At 35.1% G+C, this 18,409-nt stretch carries 14 protein-coding genes, 1 riboswitch and 1 other annotated feature; of the genes, 12 read left to right on the forward strand and 2 right to left on the reverse strand.

The window, feature by feature from the left end:
* Positions 1 to 53: 53 nt before the first annotated feature.
* Positions 54 to 191: a 50S ribosomal protein L34 gene (rpmH, locus tag KA893_RS07875; RefSeq protein ID WP_000240855.1), complete on the reverse strand. Its 138-nt coding sequence runs from the start codon at positions 189 to 191 to the stop codon at positions 54 to 56.
* Between the two features lie 731 nt (positions 192 to 922).
* Here rpmH and dnaA point away from each other — a divergent pair.
* The 6 genes from dnaA (at position 923) to gyrA (ending at position 10,240) form a co-directional block, all read left to right on the forward strand.
* Positions 923 to 2,290, forward strand: a complete 1,368-nt coding sequence (gene dnaA, locus KA893_RS07880; RefSeq protein ID WP_210125670.1) for a chromosomal replication initiator protein DnaA — start codon at positions 923 to 925, stop codon at positions 2,288 to 2,290.
* Between the two features lie 247 nt (positions 2,291 to 2,537).
* Positions 2,538 to 3,668, forward strand: a complete 1,131-nt coding sequence (dnaN, locus tag KA893_RS07885) for a DNA polymerase III subunit beta (protein WP_041080283.1) — start codon at positions 2,538 to 2,540, stop codon at positions 3,666 to 3,668.
* 550 nt (positions 3,669 to 4,218) lie between these two features.
* Positions 4,219 to 4,452: a S4 domain-containing protein YaaA gene (yaaA, locus tag KA893_RS07890; RefSeq protein ID WP_171914394.1), complete on the forward strand. Its 234-nt coding sequence runs from the start codon at positions 4,219 to 4,221 to the stop codon at positions 4,450 to 4,452.
* The gene (recF, locus tag KA893_RS07895; RefSeq protein ID WP_002481965.1) at positions 4,449 to 5,564 is read left to right on the forward strand and encodes a DNA replication/repair protein RecF; all 1,116 of its coding nucleotides are present in this window, start codon (positions 4,449 to 4,451) and stop codon (positions 5,562 to 5,564) included. Before yaaA ends, recF begins: the two co-directional genes overlap by 4 nt.
* 12 nt (positions 5,565 to 5,576) lie before the next feature.
* On the forward strand, positions 5,577 to 7,511 hold the full coding sequence (gene gyrB / locus KA893_RS07900) for a DNA topoisomerase (ATP-hydrolyzing) subunit B (protein ID WP_174543737.1): 1,935 nt from the start codon (positions 5,577 to 5,579) through the stop codon (positions 7,509 to 7,511).
* A 35-nt stretch (positions 7,512 to 7,546) separates the two neighbouring features.
* Entirely contained in the window at positions 7,547 to 10,240 is a 2,694-nt protein-coding gene (gyrA, locus tag KA893_RS07905) for a DNA gyrase subunit A (RefSeq protein ID WP_002481967.1), read from the forward strand.
* 61 nt (positions 10,241 to 10,301) lie between these two features.
* Here the strand turns inward: gyrA and KA893_RS07910 are convergent, their stop codons facing one another.
* Positions 10,302 to 11,114 carry an NAD(P)H-hydrate dehydratase gene (locus KA893_RS07910; RefSeq protein ID WP_002481968.1) on the reverse strand — a complete coding sequence of 271 codons (813 nt, stop codon included), beginning with the start codon at positions 11,112 to 11,114 and terminating at the stop codon, positions 10,302 to 10,304.
* A 396-nt stretch (positions 11,115 to 11,510) separates the two neighbouring features.
* On the opposite strand from KA893_RS07910, the gene hutH reads away from it, so the two are divergent.
* The 6 genes from hutH to KA893_RS07940 all read left to right on the forward strand — a co-directional run bounded on the left by hutH (position 11,511) and on the right by KA893_RS07940 (position 18,400).
* Positions 11,511 to 13,010: a histidine ammonia-lyase gene (hutH, locus tag KA893_RS07915; protein ID WP_129334940.1), complete on the forward strand. Its 1,500-nt coding sequence runs from the start codon at positions 11,511 to 11,513 to the stop codon at positions 13,008 to 13,010.
* A gap of 79 nt (positions 13,011 to 13,089) precedes the next feature.
* Positions 13,090 to 13,278: a binding site (T-box leader), on the forward strand.
* A gap of 63 nt (positions 13,279 to 13,341) precedes the next feature.
* The gene (serS, locus tag KA893_RS07920; RefSeq protein WP_011302016.1) at positions 13,342 to 14,625 is read left to right on the forward strand and encodes a serine--tRNA ligase; all 1,284 of its coding nucleotides are present in this window, start codon (positions 13,342 to 13,344) and stop codon (positions 14,623 to 14,625) included.
* A 315-nt stretch (positions 14,626 to 14,940) separates the two neighbouring features.
* On the forward strand, positions 14,941 to 15,642 hold the full coding sequence (locus KA893_RS07925) for an AzlC family ABC transporter permease (RefSeq protein ID WP_210125672.1): 702 nt from the start codon (positions 14,941 to 14,943) through the stop codon (positions 15,640 to 15,642).
* Positions 15,639 to 15,968, forward strand: coding sequence for an AzlD domain-containing protein (locus KA893_RS07930; protein WP_037537336.1), 330 nt, complete (start codon positions 15,639 to 15,641; stop codon positions 15,966 to 15,968). Before KA893_RS07925 ends, KA893_RS07930 begins: the two co-directional genes overlap by 4 nt.
* A gap of 111 nt (positions 15,969 to 16,079) precedes the next feature.
* Positions 16,080 to 16,178, forward strand: a riboswitch (SAM riboswitch).
* Positions 16,179 to 16,239: 61 nt separating this feature from the next.
* Positions 16,240 to 17,208, forward strand: coding sequence for a homoserine O-acetyltransferase MetX (gene metX / locus KA893_RS07935; protein ID WP_069793483.1), 969 nt, complete (start codon positions 16,240 to 16,242; stop codon positions 17,206 to 17,208).
* Between the two features lie 265 nt (positions 17,209 to 17,473).
* Positions 17,474 to 18,400 (forward strand): DUF2232 domain-containing protein, encoded by a 927-nt coding sequence (locus tag KA893_RS07940; protein ID WP_172606392.1) that lies wholly within the window; start codon positions 17,474 to 17,476, stop codon positions 18,398 to 18,400.
* Positions 18,401 to 18,409: the final 9 nt, after the last annotated feature.

Below are 18,409 nucleotides of genomic sequence, written 5' to 3' on the forward strand. Positions count from 1 at the left end.
AGCAATTTTACTTCACTAAAACCAAAAAAAAGACCACTGATGAGTCAGTGATCTTATGCTGATAATACTTTACGGCCTTTACGACGACGACGCGCCAACACTTTACGACCATTTTTTGTGCTCATGCGTTTTCTGAAACCATGAACTTTACTATGTTTACGTTTATTTGGTTGATAAGTACGTTTTACCATGCAAAAACACCTCCATCTTTATTCGGTTCTATACTATTATAATAGATAAATTAATATACGCTTCTGCTTCAAGTCTTGATTTAACTGTTATTAATTTCTAGTCATAATTCAAGCAACTACTACAATATAACAAAATCTATTTTATAAAGCAAGTCTCAATTTAAGTGACTGATTTAAAATATATGAGTTACATCATACACTTCCTTTATTATATTACAATCAAGCATTTACTATGTTTCACTCCAAAAGTGCTTCTGTCTATGTAAATACTCCCCTTTTGCAGCACCCCTGCATTTATCCATTTTGTGTTATACATTTTTCATACAATCTTTATAAATTATTTCCCAAACCCACAAACACCTTAAAATTTGGTATACTGTCTATTGCTCAAAGTTATCCACTTGTACACAACGCTATACCTCAAATTTGTGGATAAGTATAATGTTATTCACAGAGTTCCTCAGCATTTAAGAACATATTCACACCCATTTGACAGAGGTTGTTGTTAAAAAGTATAATTATGTGGATAAGTTATGTAGATATTGATTGCTACAGGGTTTAAATTAATAAATTATACAACAAAAGCCTGTGTATAAATCAAAGTTAGGTAATAGTTATCCACTGATTGTGCGTAACTTGTGGATAATTATCAACAGCCTGTGATTCTTTTTATTTGTACCTGTTGTTTTTGTGTATAACTTTAAAATTTACGAAAGTTGGAGTTTGTTATTATGTCAGAACAAGAAATATGGGAAAAAGTTCTAACCTTGGCTCAAGAAAAAGTAAGTAGTGCAAGCTACCAAACATTTCTTAAAGATACAAAATTGTTTAAACTGCAGAATAAGCAAGCGATTGTAGTTACTGATGACGATTTTGTTGCTAATTGGTTAAAGATGAATTACGCAGAAATTATTAAAGCTGCTTTATATGAAGCAATTGGTCATGAGATAGCACCAGTCTTTTATACTGAAGAAGAGCTAAAAAGCTTACATACAAGTGAGCAAAAAGAAGAAAATCAACCAGAACAACCAGCCAAAAAGTATACGCCAGGCGTTAATGAAGCTGTCATTGGCGGTGAACAGTTCAATACACATAATACGTTTGAAACATTTGTCATTGGACCAGGTAATAGATTCCCTCATGCTGCAAGTCTTGCAGTGGCAGAAGCACCAGCTAAAGCGTATAATCCATTATTTATTTATGGGGGTGTTGGTTTAGGTAAGACCCATCTAATGCATGCGATTGGTCATTATGTATTGGATAACAATCCAGACGCTAAAGTTATTTATACGTCTAGTGAAAAATTTACAAATGAATTTATTAAGTCTATTCGTGATAATAAAACTGAACGTTTTAGGGAAAAATACCGTAATATCGACGTTTTATTAATTGATGATATTCAATTTATTCAAAATAAAGAACAGACTCAAGAAGAATTTTTCCATACATTTAATGAATTACATCAAGCAAATAAGCAAATTGTAATTTCTAGTGATCGACCTCCAAAAGAAATTGCTAAACTAGAAGATCGTTTACGTTCACGTTTCGAATGGGGATTAATCGTAGATATTACGCCGCCTGATTATGAAACAAGAATGGCGATTTTACAGAAGAAAATTGGCGAAGAAAATCTTAACATTCCAACTGAGGCGCTTACTTACATCGCCAATCAAATTCAGTCTAATATTCGTGAACTTGAAGGTGCATTAACACGTGTCTTAGCATTTTCAAAATTACAGGGACAACCCATTACGACTGAGTTAACAGCTGAAGCACTTAAAGATATTATTCAAGCACCTAAATCTAAAAAAATCACGATACAAGATATTCAGAAAATTGTTGGTCAGTATTATAGTGTAAGAATTGAAGATTTTAGCGCTAAAAAACGAACAAAATCCATCGCTTATCCGCGTCAAATTGCAATGTACTTATCACGTGAGTTAACCGATTTTTCATTACCAAAAATTGGTGAAGAGTTTGGCGGTCGTGATCATACAACGGTTATTCATGCACATGAAAAAATAGTTAAAGATATACAAAATGATCCAACTTTTAAACAAGAAGTTGAAAATTTAGAAAAAGAAATAAGAAACCAATAAAATAAACTGTACTATAACAGATTAATCGTAGGTATTTTGAGGAATAGTTAATAGAGGGATTATAAACGTTATTGTGGATAATGTTAAAAAGTCATACACACAGTGCACAAGTTATCCACAGTCTTTAATCGACGTCACTGTTCACTAAAATTAACTTATCCCCTAATCCACAAGCCCTACTACTATTACTACTGTTTTAAAACCTATATAATTTAATATATAAACGACTGGAAGGAGTTTAATAAAGATGGAATTCACAATAAGAAGAGATTATTTTATTAATCAATTAAATGACACACTTAAGGCCATCTCACCAAGAACAACATTACCTATCTTAACTGGTATCAAAATTGAAGTTAAAAACAACGAAGTTATACTAACTGGTTCTGATTCAGAAATCTCAATCGAAATCACTATTCCTAAACAAGTCGATGGTGAAGATATTATTGATATTGCTGAAACTGGATCAGTCGTGCTTCCTGGTCGTTTCTTCGTAGACATTATAAAAAAATTACCAGGTAAAGAAGTTAAACTTTCTACAAATGAACAGTTCCAAACACTTATTACATCTGGACATTCTGAATTTAACTTAAGTGGTTTAGACCCAGATCAATATCCGTTATTGCCACAAGTTTCTCGTGATGATGCGATCCAATTATCAGTTAAAGTGCTTAAAAACGTTATCGCACAGACTAATTTCGCAGTGTCCACCTCAGAAACACGCCCAGTGCTTACTGGTGTCAACTGGCTTATACAAGAAAATGAATTAATATGCACAGCCACTGACTCACACCGCTTGGCTGTAAGAAAGGTAGCATTAGAAGATGACTCAGAAAATAAAAATGTCATCATTCCTGGTAAAGCATTATCTGAGTTAAATAAGATTATGTCAGACAGTGAAGAAGACATCGATATTTTCTTTGCTTCAAATCAAGTGTTATTCAAAGTGGGTAACGTAAACTTTATTTCACGTTTATTAGAAGGTCATTATCCTGATACATCTCGTTTATTCCCAGAGAATTACGAAATTAAATTAGGAATTGATAATGGTGAATTCTATCATGCCATCGATCGTGCATCTTTATTAGCACGTGAAGGCGGCAATAATGTCATTAAATTAAGTACAGGTAATGAACTTGTAGAATTATCTTCAACATCACCAGAAATTGGTACGGTAAAAGAAGATGTTAAAGCAAGTAATGTAGATGGTGGCAACTTAAAAATCTCATTCAACTCAAAATATATGATGGATGCTTTAAAAGCCATTGATAACGATGAAGTGGAAGTAGAATTTTTCGGTACAATGAAACCATTTATTTTAAAACCAAAAGACGATGATTCAGTTACACAACTCATCTTACCGATTAGAACGTATTAATCGTATTGTTAAATAGATTAATACAATTACTTTTCTCATAAAAGTGCAACTTAACAGGAACAAGCCTTTGAAATCTTAGTGATTTCTGGTTTGTTCCTGTTTTTATTTGAAAAAAAGAGTCTGAGTTTAAAAGCAGATAGTAAGAGATAAATAGAAATTTGCTAATGTTATTACTTAATTTCATGATTAAAGACATTTAAAGGGCAAATATAAGCATTTTGAACATTTTCTTAGGGGGAAAATACTTAAAAGTAATAAAAGTGTCTTAAAACAGCTCTAAATGCAAAATAAATATAGTCCGTTTATCATACATAAATTTTTAAGCAGATTAAGGTATTTAGTGAAAATTAATATTATTTGTAAAGAATGCCCATATAATGTATTTATTTTTGATATAATATGACATATGAAACAACTTTAAAAATAACTTTGAAACTAATTATTTAAAAATAGTTAAAATAAGTTAAAAGAAATCGCTTACTCACTGTATTTTGCATGAAATTTTCCGCAAAAAAAGGTATAATATATAAGTGAGCTTAAAAGAAATGGAGTGATTGATTTGGTTGAAGAGGTAATTGTTGATGGAGACATTACTTTAGGGCAATTTCTAAAGACAGAAGGTATTATCGAATCTGGCGGACAAGCAAAATGGTTCTTACAAGATTTTGATGTCATGATCAATGATGAGCGTGAAACGCGTCGCGGTAAGAAATTAAATCATCGAGATAGCATTGTCATACCAGAAGTCGGTTCATTTTTGATATTACATCAAGGTGAAGAATGAAATTAAAGACACTCCAGTTACAAAATTATCGTAATTATGAGTCGATTTCCTTAAATTGTCATCCCGATGTCAATATATTGATTGGTGAAAATGCTCAAGGGAAGACTAATTTATTAGAATCTATTTATACGTTAGCACTAGCTAAAAGTCACAGAACGTCTAATGACAAAGAACTCATACGTTTCGATAGCGACTATGCTAAAATAGAGGGTGACCTTAGTTATAGATATGGTGAGATGCCTTTAACGATGTACATCACTAAAAAAGGTAAACAAGTCAAAATCAATCACTTAGAACAAAGTAGACTGACTCAGTATATTGGGCACTTGAACGTCGTTTTGTTTGCGCCTGAGGATTTAAATATTGTCAAAGGATCACCGCAGATTAGACGTAGATTTATAGATATGGAACTTGGACAAATCTCAGCAGTATATTTAAATGATTTGTCACAGTATCAACGTATTTTAAAACAAAAGAATAATTATTTGAAGCAACTGCAATATGGACAAAAGACAGACAGCACGATGCTTGAAGTCTTAAACCAACAATTTGCAGAATACGCATTCAAAATTACGCTAAGACGTGAACATTTTATTAATGAACTTGAATCACTAGCGAAACCTATCCATTCTGGGATTACAAATGATCGTGAAACATTGTCTTTAAACTATTTACCTAGTATTAAACTAGAAAATAAAGATAAAAGTGAGACGGAACGCTTAGAGGAAGTCTTAACGATACTTAATGACAATATGGAACGAGAAAAAGACCGAGGTGTGTGTTTATACGGACCTCACAGAGATGATTTAGGTTTTAATGTGAATGGAATGGACGCTCAGACTTATGGCTCGCAAGGTCAACAAAGAACTACTGCACTATCAATCAAACTCGCTGAAATTGAGTTAATGAATATTGAAGTAGGTGAGTATCCAATTCTATTGCTAGATGATGTATTAAGTGAGTTAGATGATTCACGTCAATCTCATTTATTGAGCACTATTCAACATAAAGTGCAGACTTTTGTTACTACGACATCCGTAGACGGTATAGAACATGAAATTATGAAAAACGCTAAACTTTATCGCATTAATCAGGGCGAAATTATAAAGTAATGGAAAGTGAAGGTGGAAGCAGTGTCAGATGTGAACAACACGGAAGATTATGGTGCTGGACAGATTCAGGTATTGGAAGGTCTAGAAGCGGTACGTAAAAGACCAGGTATGTATATTGGTTCAACTTCAGAAAAAGGTTTACACCATCTTGTATGGGAAATTGTCGATAACAGTATCGATGAAGCACTTGCAGGTTATGCCGACACAATTGAAGTTGTGATCGAAAAAGATAATTGGATTAAGGTAACGGATAATGGCCGTGGTATACCTGTTGGCATTCAAGAAAAAATGGGACGTCCTGCAGTTGAGGTTATTCTAACTGTATTACATGCCGGTGGTAAATTCGGTGGCGGCGGTTATAAAGTTTCTGGTGGTTTACATGGTGTAGGTTCATCAGTAGTCAACGCGTTATCAGAAGATCTTGAAGTATACGTGTATAAAGACCGCAAAGTTTATCATCAAGGTTATAAAAAAGGTGTACCTCAATTTGACTTGAAAGTCATTGAAGAAACAGATGATGATAATACAGGTACAGTCATTCGTTTTAAAGCGGATCCTGAAATTTTCACAGAAACGACAACATATCATTATGAAACATTACAACAACGTACAAGAGAGCTTGCGTTCCTAAATAAAGGTATTTCAATTACTTTAAGAGATGAACGCGGTGAAGAAGTTCGTGAAGACACATATCACTATGAAGGTGGTATTAAATCTTATGTTGAAATGCTAAATGATAACAAAGAGCCTTTACATGAAGAACCTATTTACGTGCATCAAACGAAAGATGATATTGAAGTTGAAATTGCCTTACAATACAACAAAGGTTTTGCAACAAACTTGTTGACGTATGCGAATAATATTCACACATATGAAGGCGGTACACACGAGGAAGGTTTCAAACGTGCGCTATCTCGTGTACTTAATAGTTACGGATTAAATAGTAAAATTATCAAAGAAGATAAAGAAAGACTTTCAGGTGAAGACACACGTGAAGGTTTGACAGCAATTGTTTCAATTAAGCACGGTGATCCACAATTTGAAGGACAAACAAAAACAAAATTAGGTAACTCTGAAGTACGTCAAATCGTTGATAAACTATTCTCCGAGTTATTTGAGCGCTTCTTATATGAACATCCTCAAGTAGGCCGTATTGTAGTTGAAAAAGGTATCATGGCTTCGCACGCACGTCTTGCTGCGAAAAAAGCACGTGAAGTCACACGCCGTAAATCAGCATTAGAAATATCAAGCTTACCTGGTAAATTGGCCGATTGCTCTAGTAAAGACCCATCACGTAGTGAAATCTTTATCGTCGAGGGTGACTCTGCCGGTGGGTCTACAAAATCCGGTCGTGATTCAGAAACACAAGCTATATTACCATTGCGTGGTAAAATTTTGAACGTTGAAAAAGCACGTTTAGATAGAATTTTAAATAATAACGAGATTCGTTCGATGATTACGGCATTTGGTACGGGTATTGGTGGCGAATTTGATTTAAGTAAAGCACGCTATCATAAGATTGTCCTTATGACAGATGCTGATGTCGATGGTGCACATATTAGAACATTGTTATTAACATTCTTCTATCGCTTTATGAGACCATTGTTAGAAGCAGGATATGTGTATATTGCACAACCACCTTTATTCAAACTGACACAAGGTAAACAAAAATACTATGTCTTTAATGAACGTGAATTAGAAAAACTTAAAGCTGAGTTAGAACCAACGCCAAAATGGTCGATTTCACGTTACAAAGGTCTTGGTGAAATGAATGCGGATCAATTATGGGAAACTACCATGAATCCAGAAAATAGAGCCATGTTACAAGTATCATTGGATGATGCGATTGAAGCGGACCAAGTCTTCGAAATGTTAATGGGCGACGTTGTAGAGAACCGTAGACAGTTTATTGAAGATAATGCAGTCTATGCCAACTTAGATTTCTAATACGATGAACTGAATTTTTGAAGGAGGATATCTTGATGGCTGAATTACCTGAATCAAGAATTAATGAACGAAATATAACGAGTGAGATGCGCGAGTCGTTCTTAGACTATGCGATGAGTGTTATTGTCTCACGTGCTTTACCTGATGTTAGAGATGGTTTGAAACCAGTACATCGACGCATATTGTATGGATTACATGAACAAGGTATGACACCAGACAAGTCATACAAGAAATCTGCGCGTATTGTTGGGGACGTAATGGGTAAATATCACCCACATGGTGACTCATCAATTTATGAAGCAATGGTTAGAATGGCACAAGACTTCAGCTATCGATATCCTTTAGTTGATGGACAAGGTAACTTTGGTTCTATGGATGGCGATGGTGCGGCTGCGATGCGTTATACAGAAGCACGTATGTCTAAGATTACACTTGAATTACTTAGAGATTTAAATAAAGATACCATTGATTTTATCGATAACTATGATGGTAATGAAAGAGAGCCGTCAGTCTTACCTGCTAGATTCCCTAACTTATTAGTTAATGGTGCATCAGGTATCGCTGTTGGTATGGCTACAAATATTCCACCACATAATTTAACAGAGGTCATCAACGGTATTTTAAGTTTAAGTTATAATCCCGATATTACCATTGCTGAATTGATGGAAGATATACAAGGGCCAGACTTCCCGACTGCAGGTATTATCCTTGGAAAGAGTGGGATTCGTCGTGCATTTGAAACAGGTCGTGGATCAATACAATTGCGCTCTCGTGCAGAAATAGAAGAACGTGGTGGCGGCCGTCAACGTATTGTTGTTACAGAAGTACCGTACCAAGTTAACAAAGCACGTATGATAGAAAAGATTGCTGAATTAGCGCGTGATAAGAAAATAGACGGTATCACAGACTTACGAGATGAAACAAGTTTACGTACAGGTGTCCGTGTAGTAATCGATATCCGTAAAGATGCCAACGCGAGTGTTGTCTTAAATAACTTATACAAACAAACACCATTACAAACATCATTTGGTGTAAACATGATTGCCTTAGTTAATGGCAGACCAAAACTTATTTCACTTAAAGATGCCTTAGTTGAATACTTAGAACATCAAAAAGTCGTTGTAAGAAGACGTACCGAATATAATTTGAAAAAAGCTTTAGATCGTGCACATATCTTAGAAGGTTTGAGAATTGCGCTTGATCATATTGATGAAATTATCAGAGTTATTCGTGAATCAGATAACGATAAGATTGCCATGGCAAGTTTACAAGAACAATTTAAATTATCTGAACGTCAAGCACAAGCGATTTTAGATATGCGTTTAAGACGTTTAACTGGTTTAGAAAGAGATAAGATTGAAGCTGAATATAATGAACTAATTGCTTATATTGAAGAATTGAAATCTATCCTTGCAGACGAAGAAAAACTATTACAAATTGTTCGTGATGAATTGATTGATGTCCGTGAGCGTTATGGTGATGAACGTAAGACTGAAATCCAAATTGGTGGTTTAGATGACATTGAAGATGAGGATCTAATTCCAGAAGAACAAATTGTGATTACGTTAAGTCATAATAACTACATCAAACGATTACCAGTTTCAACTTATAGAGCACAACACCGTGGTGGTCGTGGTGTTCAAGGTATGAATACGCTAGAAGAAGACTTTGTAAGTCAACTTGTGACGTTAAGTACACATGACAACGTGCTATTCTTTACGAATAAAGGTCGTGTCTATAAACTTAAAGGCTACGAAGTGCCAGAGCTTTCTCGTCAGTCTAAAGGTATTCCAGTAGTTAACGCAATTGAGTTAGACAATGACGAATCGATTAGTACGATGATTGCTGTTAAAGATTTAGAAAGTGAAGAAGATTATTTAGTCTTTGCTACTCAAAAAGGTAGAGTGAAACGTTCTGCCCTAAGTAACTTCTCACATATTAATAAAAACGGTAAAATTGCGATTAGTTTCAAACAGGATGACGAATTGATTGCAGTACGTTTAACTGATGGTGAAACTGATATTCTAATCGGTACATCGCATGCTTCATTAATTCGCTTCCCTGAAACTGCCTTACGTCCACTTGGCCGTACCGCAGCCGGTGTGAAAGGTATTACACTTAGAGAAGACGATAAAGTAGTCGGTTTAGATGTTACAAAAGTCGAAAGCGATGATGAAATACTCGTCGTGACTGAAAATGGTTACGGTAAACGTACACCAGTTGAAGATTACAGATTATCAAACCGTGGTGGTAAAGGTATTAAAACAGCGACTATCACAGAACGTAATGGTAATGTAGTTTGTATCACATCAGTGACTGGTGAAGAAGACTTGATGGTTGTTACAAACTCTGGCGTGATTATCCGTATTGATGTAGAGAATATTTCACAAAACGGCCGTGCAGCACAAGGTGTGAGATTGATTAAATTAGGTGAAAATCAATTCGTATCTACAGTAGCTAAAGTAAATGAGGAAGATGAAGCTGAAACAGAAACTGAAGCAATTGCCTCCGATTCAGAAAATACTGATGCAACTGAACAAATAGCACAAGATTCACAACAAGGTGAAGCTGTGATAGAGGACGATGCACCAGGCAACGCTATTCATACAGAAGTTGAAGATAGTGAGGTATCAGATGATGATGATCGTCAAGAAGTACGACAAGACTTTATGGACCGTGTGAATGAAGATATTGATAATGCGGACAATGAAGATAACGAAGAAGAGTAATTTTATGCGATAATAGTCATTATAAAAAAGACCTACCTCAATGAGGTAGGTCTTTTTTGGCTTAATTTTCTAAAGCTTTCATAGCATGAGGTATTTCACTGATTAGTCTGGATGGTGGCACGACATACATTTTTTCTGCTAACTGTTCTCCAATATAACTATGCGTATACGTAGCACTTGTAACGGCTTCTTCTGTGTCGTTGAATTGGCCGACAAAGCTTGTAATCATACCAGATAAAGTATCACCCATACCACCTGTAGCCATTGCAGGTGTCCCTATTGGCAGTTTGTAGTCTTTACCTCTGAAATAGATTTCAGTTCCGTGCTTTTTTAAAACAATGGTTGCACCAATGCGATCTGCGGCTTCACGATTACGTTCATACGTTTGTTCCTCTATAGGAATACCACTTAAACGTTCCCACTCTTTTTGGTGAGGCGTAAAGATAACCTTACACGTAGGAATGTCTGGTTTCAATTTACTAAAAATTGTTATAGCATCCCCATCTACAATTAATTTTTGATGTGGTTGAATATTTTGTAATAGGAAAGTGATGGCATTATTGCCTTTAAAATCACAACCGAGTCCCGGTCCGATCAAGATACAATCCGTGTTCTCAATCATTTTTGTTAACATTTTAGTATCGTTAATATCAATCACCATGGCCTCTGGACAACGTGAATGTAAAGCGGCATGATTTGTTGGATGTGTAGCTACAGTGATTAATCCGCTACCACTATAAACACACGCTCGAGCTGCAAGCATGATTGCACCACCTAAGTTCGCATTGCCCCCAATTAAAAGAATTCTCCCATAATCACCTTTATGTGTTTCATCTTTACGTTTTGGAATGCTTACTTGTGATAAAGTTTCCATTTTGAAACCTCCTTTTAAACATTTAGCGTTAATTTAATACGTTGACTTGAAAAAGATAAGCATCTGCTTAAAATGATAAATGTTAAAGTTGGCTATCTTATATTCTCTATATTATAGAATTTTAAAACCATTTTCTTTTAAGTTACTTATATCTTATTTTCATGTGCTCATTTATAAATACAATAAGAAATATTATACCTGGTTTCGAGATTAGTCAATAGGCAAAGTCGTAAAGAAAATATTAATTTTAGAAAACATAATTTTGATACGACTTTATCCCATTAAATCAGTAATTTAATACCATATTACGGATATGGTCAATCCTATTGTTCGTGTGAAAATGTAAGCGTATACTCGAATTAATTGAACAAAATAGATAAGCAAGGAGATGGGGAAATGACATTACAACTTAATGGTGAAATGTTGACAATCAATGATATTAAAATGTTCTTAAATAAGGAAGATACCGTTGAAGTAACACAAGAAGCACTGGAACGCGTAAAGAAAAGTAGACAAACGGTGGAACACATTATAGAAAACAAAGAAACAATCTATGGTATTACAACTGGATTTGGATTATTTAGTGATGTGCGAATTGATAAAGGTGAATACAATCAATTACAAGTAAATTTAATTCGATCACATGCTTGTGGTGTTGGGAAACCATTTTCAGAAGAAGTTGCTTTAGTAATGATGGTCTTACGATTAAATACTCTGTTGAAAGGTCATTCTGGTACGACAGTCGCGTTATTAGAGCAACTTGTTTATTATATCAATCACAGAATTGTACCAGTGATTCCACAGCAAGGCTCTTTAGGCGCATCAGGGGATTTAGCGCCATTATCTCATTTAGCATTAGCTTTAATTGGTGAAGGCAATGTATTTTTTAAAGGTGAAGAAGTTGACAGCTGGTATGTCTTAAATCAATTAAATCGTAACCCATTACAATTACAAGCTAAAGAAGGGCTTGCACTCATCAATGGCACGCAAGCGATGACTGCGCAAGGTGTGATTAATTATATTGAAGCGGAAGCCTTAGGTTACCAAGCAGAATGGATTGCAGCTCTAACACATCAAGCATTAAATGGTATTACAGATGCTTATAATGAAAAAGTGCATAAAGCACGTAATTTTCAAGAACAAATAGATGTTGCAGCTAGAATGTTAGATTGGTTAGATGGCTCAGAGTTAACCACTACACAAGGTGACATACGTGTACAAGATGCATACACATTACGCTGTATTCCACAAATACATGGCGCAAGTTTTCAAGTATTTAATTATGTGAAAGAAAAATTAGAATTTGAAATGAACGCTGCTAATGATAATCCATTAATATTTGATGAAGGCGATGAAACGCTTGTTATTTCTGGAGGTAATTTCCATGGGCAACCGATTGCCTTTGCATTAGATTTCTTAAAGTTAGGTGTAAGTGAATTGGCTAATGTCTCAGAGCGTCGTCTAGAACGACTCGTAAATCCTCAATTAAATAATGGATTGCCTGCCTTTTTAAGCCCACAACCAGGATTACAGAGTGGTGCGATGATTATGCAGTATGCTGCTGCGAGCCTAGTATCAGAAAATAAAACACTCGCACATCCAGCAAGTGTTGACTCAATACCATCGTCAGCTAATCAAGAGGATCACGTTTCGATGGGAACAATTGCCTCTCGTCATGGCTATCACATCATTGAAAATGCGAGAAGTGTCTTAGCAATTGAAACGATTATTGCATTACAAGCCGTTGAATATAAAGATATTGATAAATTATCACCGAAAACATATGAAAAGTATCAAGAATTACGTCACATCGTACCATCAATTACAGAAGATAGACAGTTCCATAAAGATATTGAAGCGGTATCGCAATATTTACAAGATCTTGCTTATATGTAGGGACTTTAATTGACATAAACGTTGTCACCCTTGAAATAGCTGATGTTATTTGCTATATTTAAATTAACTTAATTATGCTATTGTTCGTAGGATAAGTAATATTGAATTTTGATTTCAGAGAGCTTGTGGTTAGTGTGAACAAGTAATCATATTTAATATGAATCTACCTACTATATGAGAACAATCGGTTATAGCCGTTATTTAGTGAGAGTGCAGTCTAATTTTGGACTGTTAAATAGGGTGGCAACGCGTAGACCACGTCCCTTGTACAGGGACGTGGTCTTTTTGTGTTATTATCCAATAAATTTTGAAATTTGAAAGGATGAGCAGCATGTTAGATATCAAATTATTCCGTAATGATCCAGAATTCCTTAAAGAAAAAGTTGCAAAACGTGGTATGGATTCAAAAGTAGTAGATGAAGTATTAGAACTAGATGAGCAACGTCGTCAACTTATCAGTCAAGCCGAAGAAATGAAGGCAGAGCGTAATAAAGTAAGTGGAGAAATTGCTCAGAAAAAACGTAATAAAGAAGATGCAGACGATGCAATCGCAGCTATGCGTAACCTAGGTGATGAAATTAAAGTACTAGATGATACTTTAAATCAAGTAGATGTTGACCTTAATGATAAATTGTCTCGTATTCCAAATATCATTCACGACGATGTACCAGAAGGTGCTACGGATGAAGATAATATAGAAGTTAAACGTTGGGGTACACCTAGAACTTTTGAATTTGAAGATAAAGCACACTGGGATTTAGTAGAAGAGTTAGAGATGGTTGATTTTGAAAGAGCAGCTAAAGTCTCTGGTGCGAGATTCGTATTCTTGACAGGTGACGGTGCACAATTAGAGAGAGCGTTAATGAACTACATGATTACGAAACATACGACACAACATGGCTATACGGAAATGATGGTACCACAATTAGTTAATGCCGATTCTATGTATGGTACAGGTCAACTTCCTAAATTTGAAGAAGACTTATTTAAAGTAGAAAAAGAAGGTCTTTATACCATTCCAACTGCAGAAGTGCCATTAACGAATTATTACCGCAATGAAATCATTGCACCTGACGTATTACCAGCTAAATTTACAGCTCAATCAGCTTGTTATCGTAGTGAGGCTGGATCTGCTGGTCGTGATACACGAGGACTTATTCGCTTACACCAATTTGATAAAGTTGAAATGGTACGTATTGAAAAACCTGAAGATTCTTGGCAAGCACTTGAAGACATGACTCATCATGCAGAAGCGATTTTAGAAGAACTTGGTTTACCATATCGCCGTGTTATCTTGTGTACAGGAGATATTGGTTTTGGTTCAAGTAAAACATATGATTTAGAAGTTTGGTTACCAAGCTATAATGATTATAAAGAAATCAGCTCTTGTTCAAATATTACAGATTTCCAAGCACGTCGTTCAAACATTCGCTTCAAACGCGATAAAAATGCGAAACCAGAATTAGCGCATACTTTAAATGGTAGCGGGTTAGCTGTAGGTCGTACCTTTGCAGCTATCGTTGAGAACTATCAAAATGAAGATGGCTCAGTTACAATTCCAGAAGTGTTAGTTCCATTTATGGGTGGTAAAACAGTCATCCGTCCGACTAAATAAAAAACTGAAAGTAATGCTAAAAACGCGTAGCGACAATAGGTCCTATGCGTTTTTTGTGCACTATCGAAAGGGTAGGGGAGGTGTAAAAAGTATAAAATAGCAAATATGATTAGGCGGAATTCAGATATATTTTAGAGGTATGTCTTAATTATTTCTAAAAATTCAGATAAATATAAACGACGTGTGTTTAAGCTTTTTAAGACAATCGTTAGTCTAACATCACACAAACGGATGTCTAAAGATATTGCGCATTTAGAATGAGTTGTATTAGAATTGATATATTATTTTTGAAGTGCCATGAGAGGGTGGGTGTGTATGGAAAATGAAGCGCATGTAACATTTAAACAAGGTGTCAAAGCGTGTATTCCTACCTTGTTAGGATACGCAGGCGTGGGTTTATCTTTTGGAATTGTTGCAGTTGCTTCAGAATTTAGCTTGTTGGAAATTATTTTACTGTGTTTGCTTGTATACGCAGGCGCAGCACAATTTATAATTTGCGCGCTTGTTATTGCAAGTACACCTATATCCGCAATTGTATTAACTGCGTTCATCGTCAATTCTAGGATGTTCTTATTAAGTATGACACTCGCGCCAAGCTATAAGGATTATAGTTTACTAAATAGAATTGGGTTGGCAACACTGGTAACAGATGAAACATTTGGGGTTGCAGTGACACCACATCTAAAAGGCGAAAAAAGTAATGATCGATGGCTACACGGTTTGAATATAACAGCTTATGTTTTTTGGACGATTGCATGTATTATTGGTGCTTTATTTGGTAAGTACATCCATGACCCAGACGCATTAGGCTTAGACTTTGCAATAACGGCTATGTTTATTTTTCTTGCCGTCTCCCAATTTGAATCAATCAGGCGCTCAAAAGTTAAGATTTACTTAGTTCTGATTATTTGTGTCATTGTGATGATGTTGGGATTAAGTTTATTTATGCCATCATATTTAGCAATTATTTTAGCTTCTACAATAACGGCAGCACTTGGGGTGGTGATGGAACGATGACGACAACGATACATATGTTAACGATTATTATTTTATGCGGAATTGTGACGTGGTTGACTCGAATTATACCGTTTGTGATGATTTCTAAAGTTCATTTATCTGAACGTGTAGTCAAATGGCTCTCCTTTATCCCAATTACATTGTTTACAGCGTTGATTATTGATGGTGTCTTGGTCCAACAAGATGGTGTAATGGGATACACAATCAATATGGCATTTTTGATAACGATGATACCTACGATTGTAATTGCCATCGTTTCAAGGAGTTTAACGATAACGATTCTAAGTGGGATTATTATTATGGCATTGTTGAGATGGGTTTTTTAAAGAATATCATTGATGAAACACAGGATATCCGTTAGAATTAGAATAATTAGAAAATTATGATATTTCCGATTTTTAGTCTGTCATACTTTCGTTTTATACAATTAAAATCAAATCTTATTTCGAGAAGCTGAGGGACTTGGCCCAGTGATGCTTCAGCAACCGGCTGTGTAGTACGGTGCTAAAACCAACGATACACTCGAATGATAAGTAATTATAACTTCTTACTTATTTTATATGAGTGAGAAGTTTTTTATTAAGTAGGAGGGAAATCATGACGAATTATACGGTAGATACTTTAGAATTAGGGCCTTTTACAACAGAATCTGGAGAACTCATATCTAATTTGAAACTACGCTATGAACATGTGGGGTTGAAAGGACAACCTTTAGTTGTTGTCTGTCACGCTTTGACAGGTAACCATTTAACATATGGGACAAATGATCAACCAGGATGGTGGAGAGGTATCATTGATGGGGGCTATATGCCTATCAATGATTATCAGTTTTTAACTTTTAATGTAATTGGTAGTCCGTATGGTTCAAGTTCGGCATTAACAGATGCAGATTTCCCTCAAACGCTCACGTTAAGAGACATTGTACGTGCAATTGAAATAGGCATAGAAACGTTAGGATTTGAACACATTAATATTCTCATTGGTGGTTCTTTAGGAGGCATGCAAGCGATTGAATTATTATATAATCGCAAATTTAATGTCGATAAAGCCGTTATACTTGCTGCAACGGATAAAACATCATCCTACAGTCGAGCGTTTAACGAGATAGCGAGGCAAGCCATTCATTTAGATCCTAAAAATGGTATGAGTATCGCTAGACAATTGGGTTTCTTAACTTATCGATCATCTAAAAGTTATGATAAACGCTTTTCACCAGATCAAGTTGTCGCCTATCAAAAACATCAAGGTGATAAGTTTATGAATCATTTTGATTATGCATGTTATTTAACACTGCTGGATGTCTTGGATAGTCATGATGTCGATAGAGGACGTGATGATGTGGATGAAGTATTCCGTAATTTAGATACGAAGGTTATGACAATGGGCTTTACCGATGACTTACTTTATCCTGATGACCTTGTTCGAGCAGTCGGCGAGCGCTTTAAATTTCATAAACACTTTTTCGTTCCTGACAATGTAGGACATGATGGATTTTTACTTAACTTCAATGATTGGGCGCCGAATCTATATCACTTTTTAAAAGTCTATAACATCAAACGTAAATGAACTAACTAAATAGATTTAATTTTTGGGATGTGCCGGTTGTCTTCTTACTACTAAATAGAGGTGAGAAACAAGTTGGTTACATCCTATTTTTGTGTGAAATATAAATAAGTTGTTGTTAGTGAAGAAGCGATTGATATATAACAATGATTTCTAAGGATTATAGTGAAGGTGTATTTTCTGAATAGAACTTCTATATAAAATGGGTTGCCAATAATTGTATAAAAGTTTTAAAGAGGTTAAAATAAAGGGTATAGTCAAAAATAGTATGGGAGTGGCGAATTTGTTTTCTAAAATATATCCTAAAGCAACTGTGCTTAGTATTCTAACGCTAATCGTAGTCGCTTTGGCTTTGCATATATTACCACCGCTTGGTCTTGTATTGAGCGCGTTTGCGACAATTCCGGGCATTATCTTATGGCATAAATCAATTGAATCATTCGGATTGACAGCTGTCGTAACGGTTGTATTAACAACTTTACTGGGTAATATATTTGTATTAAGTATCATGGTCCTCGTGCTCATTACGAGTTTCGTTGTTGGCCAATTATTAAAAGAAAGAACATCTAAAGAACGTATACTATATATAACGACTACATATATTAGTATGATTTCATTAATTGCATTTATGGGACTGCAAACGTTTGATAAGATACCAAGCGCGACAGTTTTAATGAACCCAATAAAAGATCAAATGCATCAGGTTATTTCAGGTGCTTCAGTTGGTAACGAGTATAAACAAATGCTCGAAGAGGGATTCCGTCAATTGGCAGTTCAGTTACCAAGTATGGTAATCATTGCAGTTTTTCTACTTATTTTAATCAATTTAATTATTACTTTTCCAATTTTACGTAAATTCAAAATCGCTACACCAATATTTAAACCATTATATGCTTGGCAGATGAGCCGTTCATTATTATGGATATATATTATTGTCTTGATTTGTGTTATGTTTGCAAGCCAAGCTGGTACTTTCCAAAGTATCGTTTTAAACTTTGAAATTGTGTTATCATTATGTATGTATATTCAGGGGTTAAGTGTTATTCACTTTTTCGGCAAAGCAAAATCAATGCCACTCGTACTTACTGTGTTACTAATGGTTATAGGGACAATTTTAATGCCATTAACACATATTGTAAGTCTCCTGGGTGTAATCGATTTATGTTTTAACTTAAAAAGTATCATTAAAAAATGATTTGAGGTG

Origin of the sequence: Staphylococcus sp. GDY8P126P, from assembly GCF_017891965.1 — a bacterium.
In the GTDB taxonomy this organism is placed as follows: domain Bacteria; phylum Bacillota; class Bacilli; order Staphylococcales; family Staphylococcaceae; genus Staphylococcus; species Staphylococcus saprophyticus.

Excerpts from the sequence above, each read along its gene's own strand:
- rpmH (WP_000240855.1), bottom strand. The coding sequence starts at position 191 with ATGGTAAAACGTACTTATCAACCAAATAAACGTAAACATAGTAAAGTT.
- dnaA (WP_210125670.1), top strand. The coding sequence starts at position 923 with ATGTCAGAACAAGAAATATGGGAAAAAGTTCTAACCTTGGCTCAAGAA.
- dnaN (WP_041080283.1), top strand. The coding sequence starts at position 2,538 with ATGGAATTCACAATAAGAAGAGATTATTTTATTAATCAATTAAATGAC.
- recF (WP_002481965.1), top strand. The coding sequence starts at position 4,449 with ATGAAATTAAAGACACTCCAGTTACAAAATTATCGTAATTATGAGTCG.
- gyrA (WP_002481967.1), top strand. The coding sequence starts at position 7,547 with ATGGCTGAATTACCTGAATCAAGAATTAATGAACGAAATATAACGAGT.
- KA893_RS07910 (WP_002481968.1), bottom strand. The coding sequence starts at position 11,114 with ATGGAAACTTTATCACAAGTAAGCATTCCAAAACGTAAAGATGAAACA.
- hutH (WP_129334940.1), top strand. The coding sequence starts at position 11,511 with ATGACATTACAACTTAATGGTGAAATGTTGACAATCAATGATATTAAA.
- serS (WP_011302016.1), top strand. The coding sequence starts at position 13,342 with ATGTTAGATATCAAATTATTCCGTAATGATCCAGAATTCCTTAAAGAA.
- KA893_RS07925 (WP_210125672.1), top strand. The coding sequence starts at position 14,941 with ATGGAAAATGAAGCGCATGTAACATTTAAACAAGGTGTCAAAGCGTGT.
- KA893_RS07930 (WP_037537336.1), top strand. The coding sequence starts at position 15,639 with ATGACGACAACGATACATATGTTAACGATTATTATTTTATGCGGAATT.
- metX (WP_069793483.1), top strand. The coding sequence starts at position 16,240 with ATGACGAATTATACGGTAGATACTTTAGAATTAGGGCCTTTTACAACA.
- KA893_RS07940 (WP_172606392.1), top strand. The coding sequence starts at position 17,474 with ATGGGAGTGGCGAATTTGTTTTCTAAAATATATCCTAAAGCAACTGTG.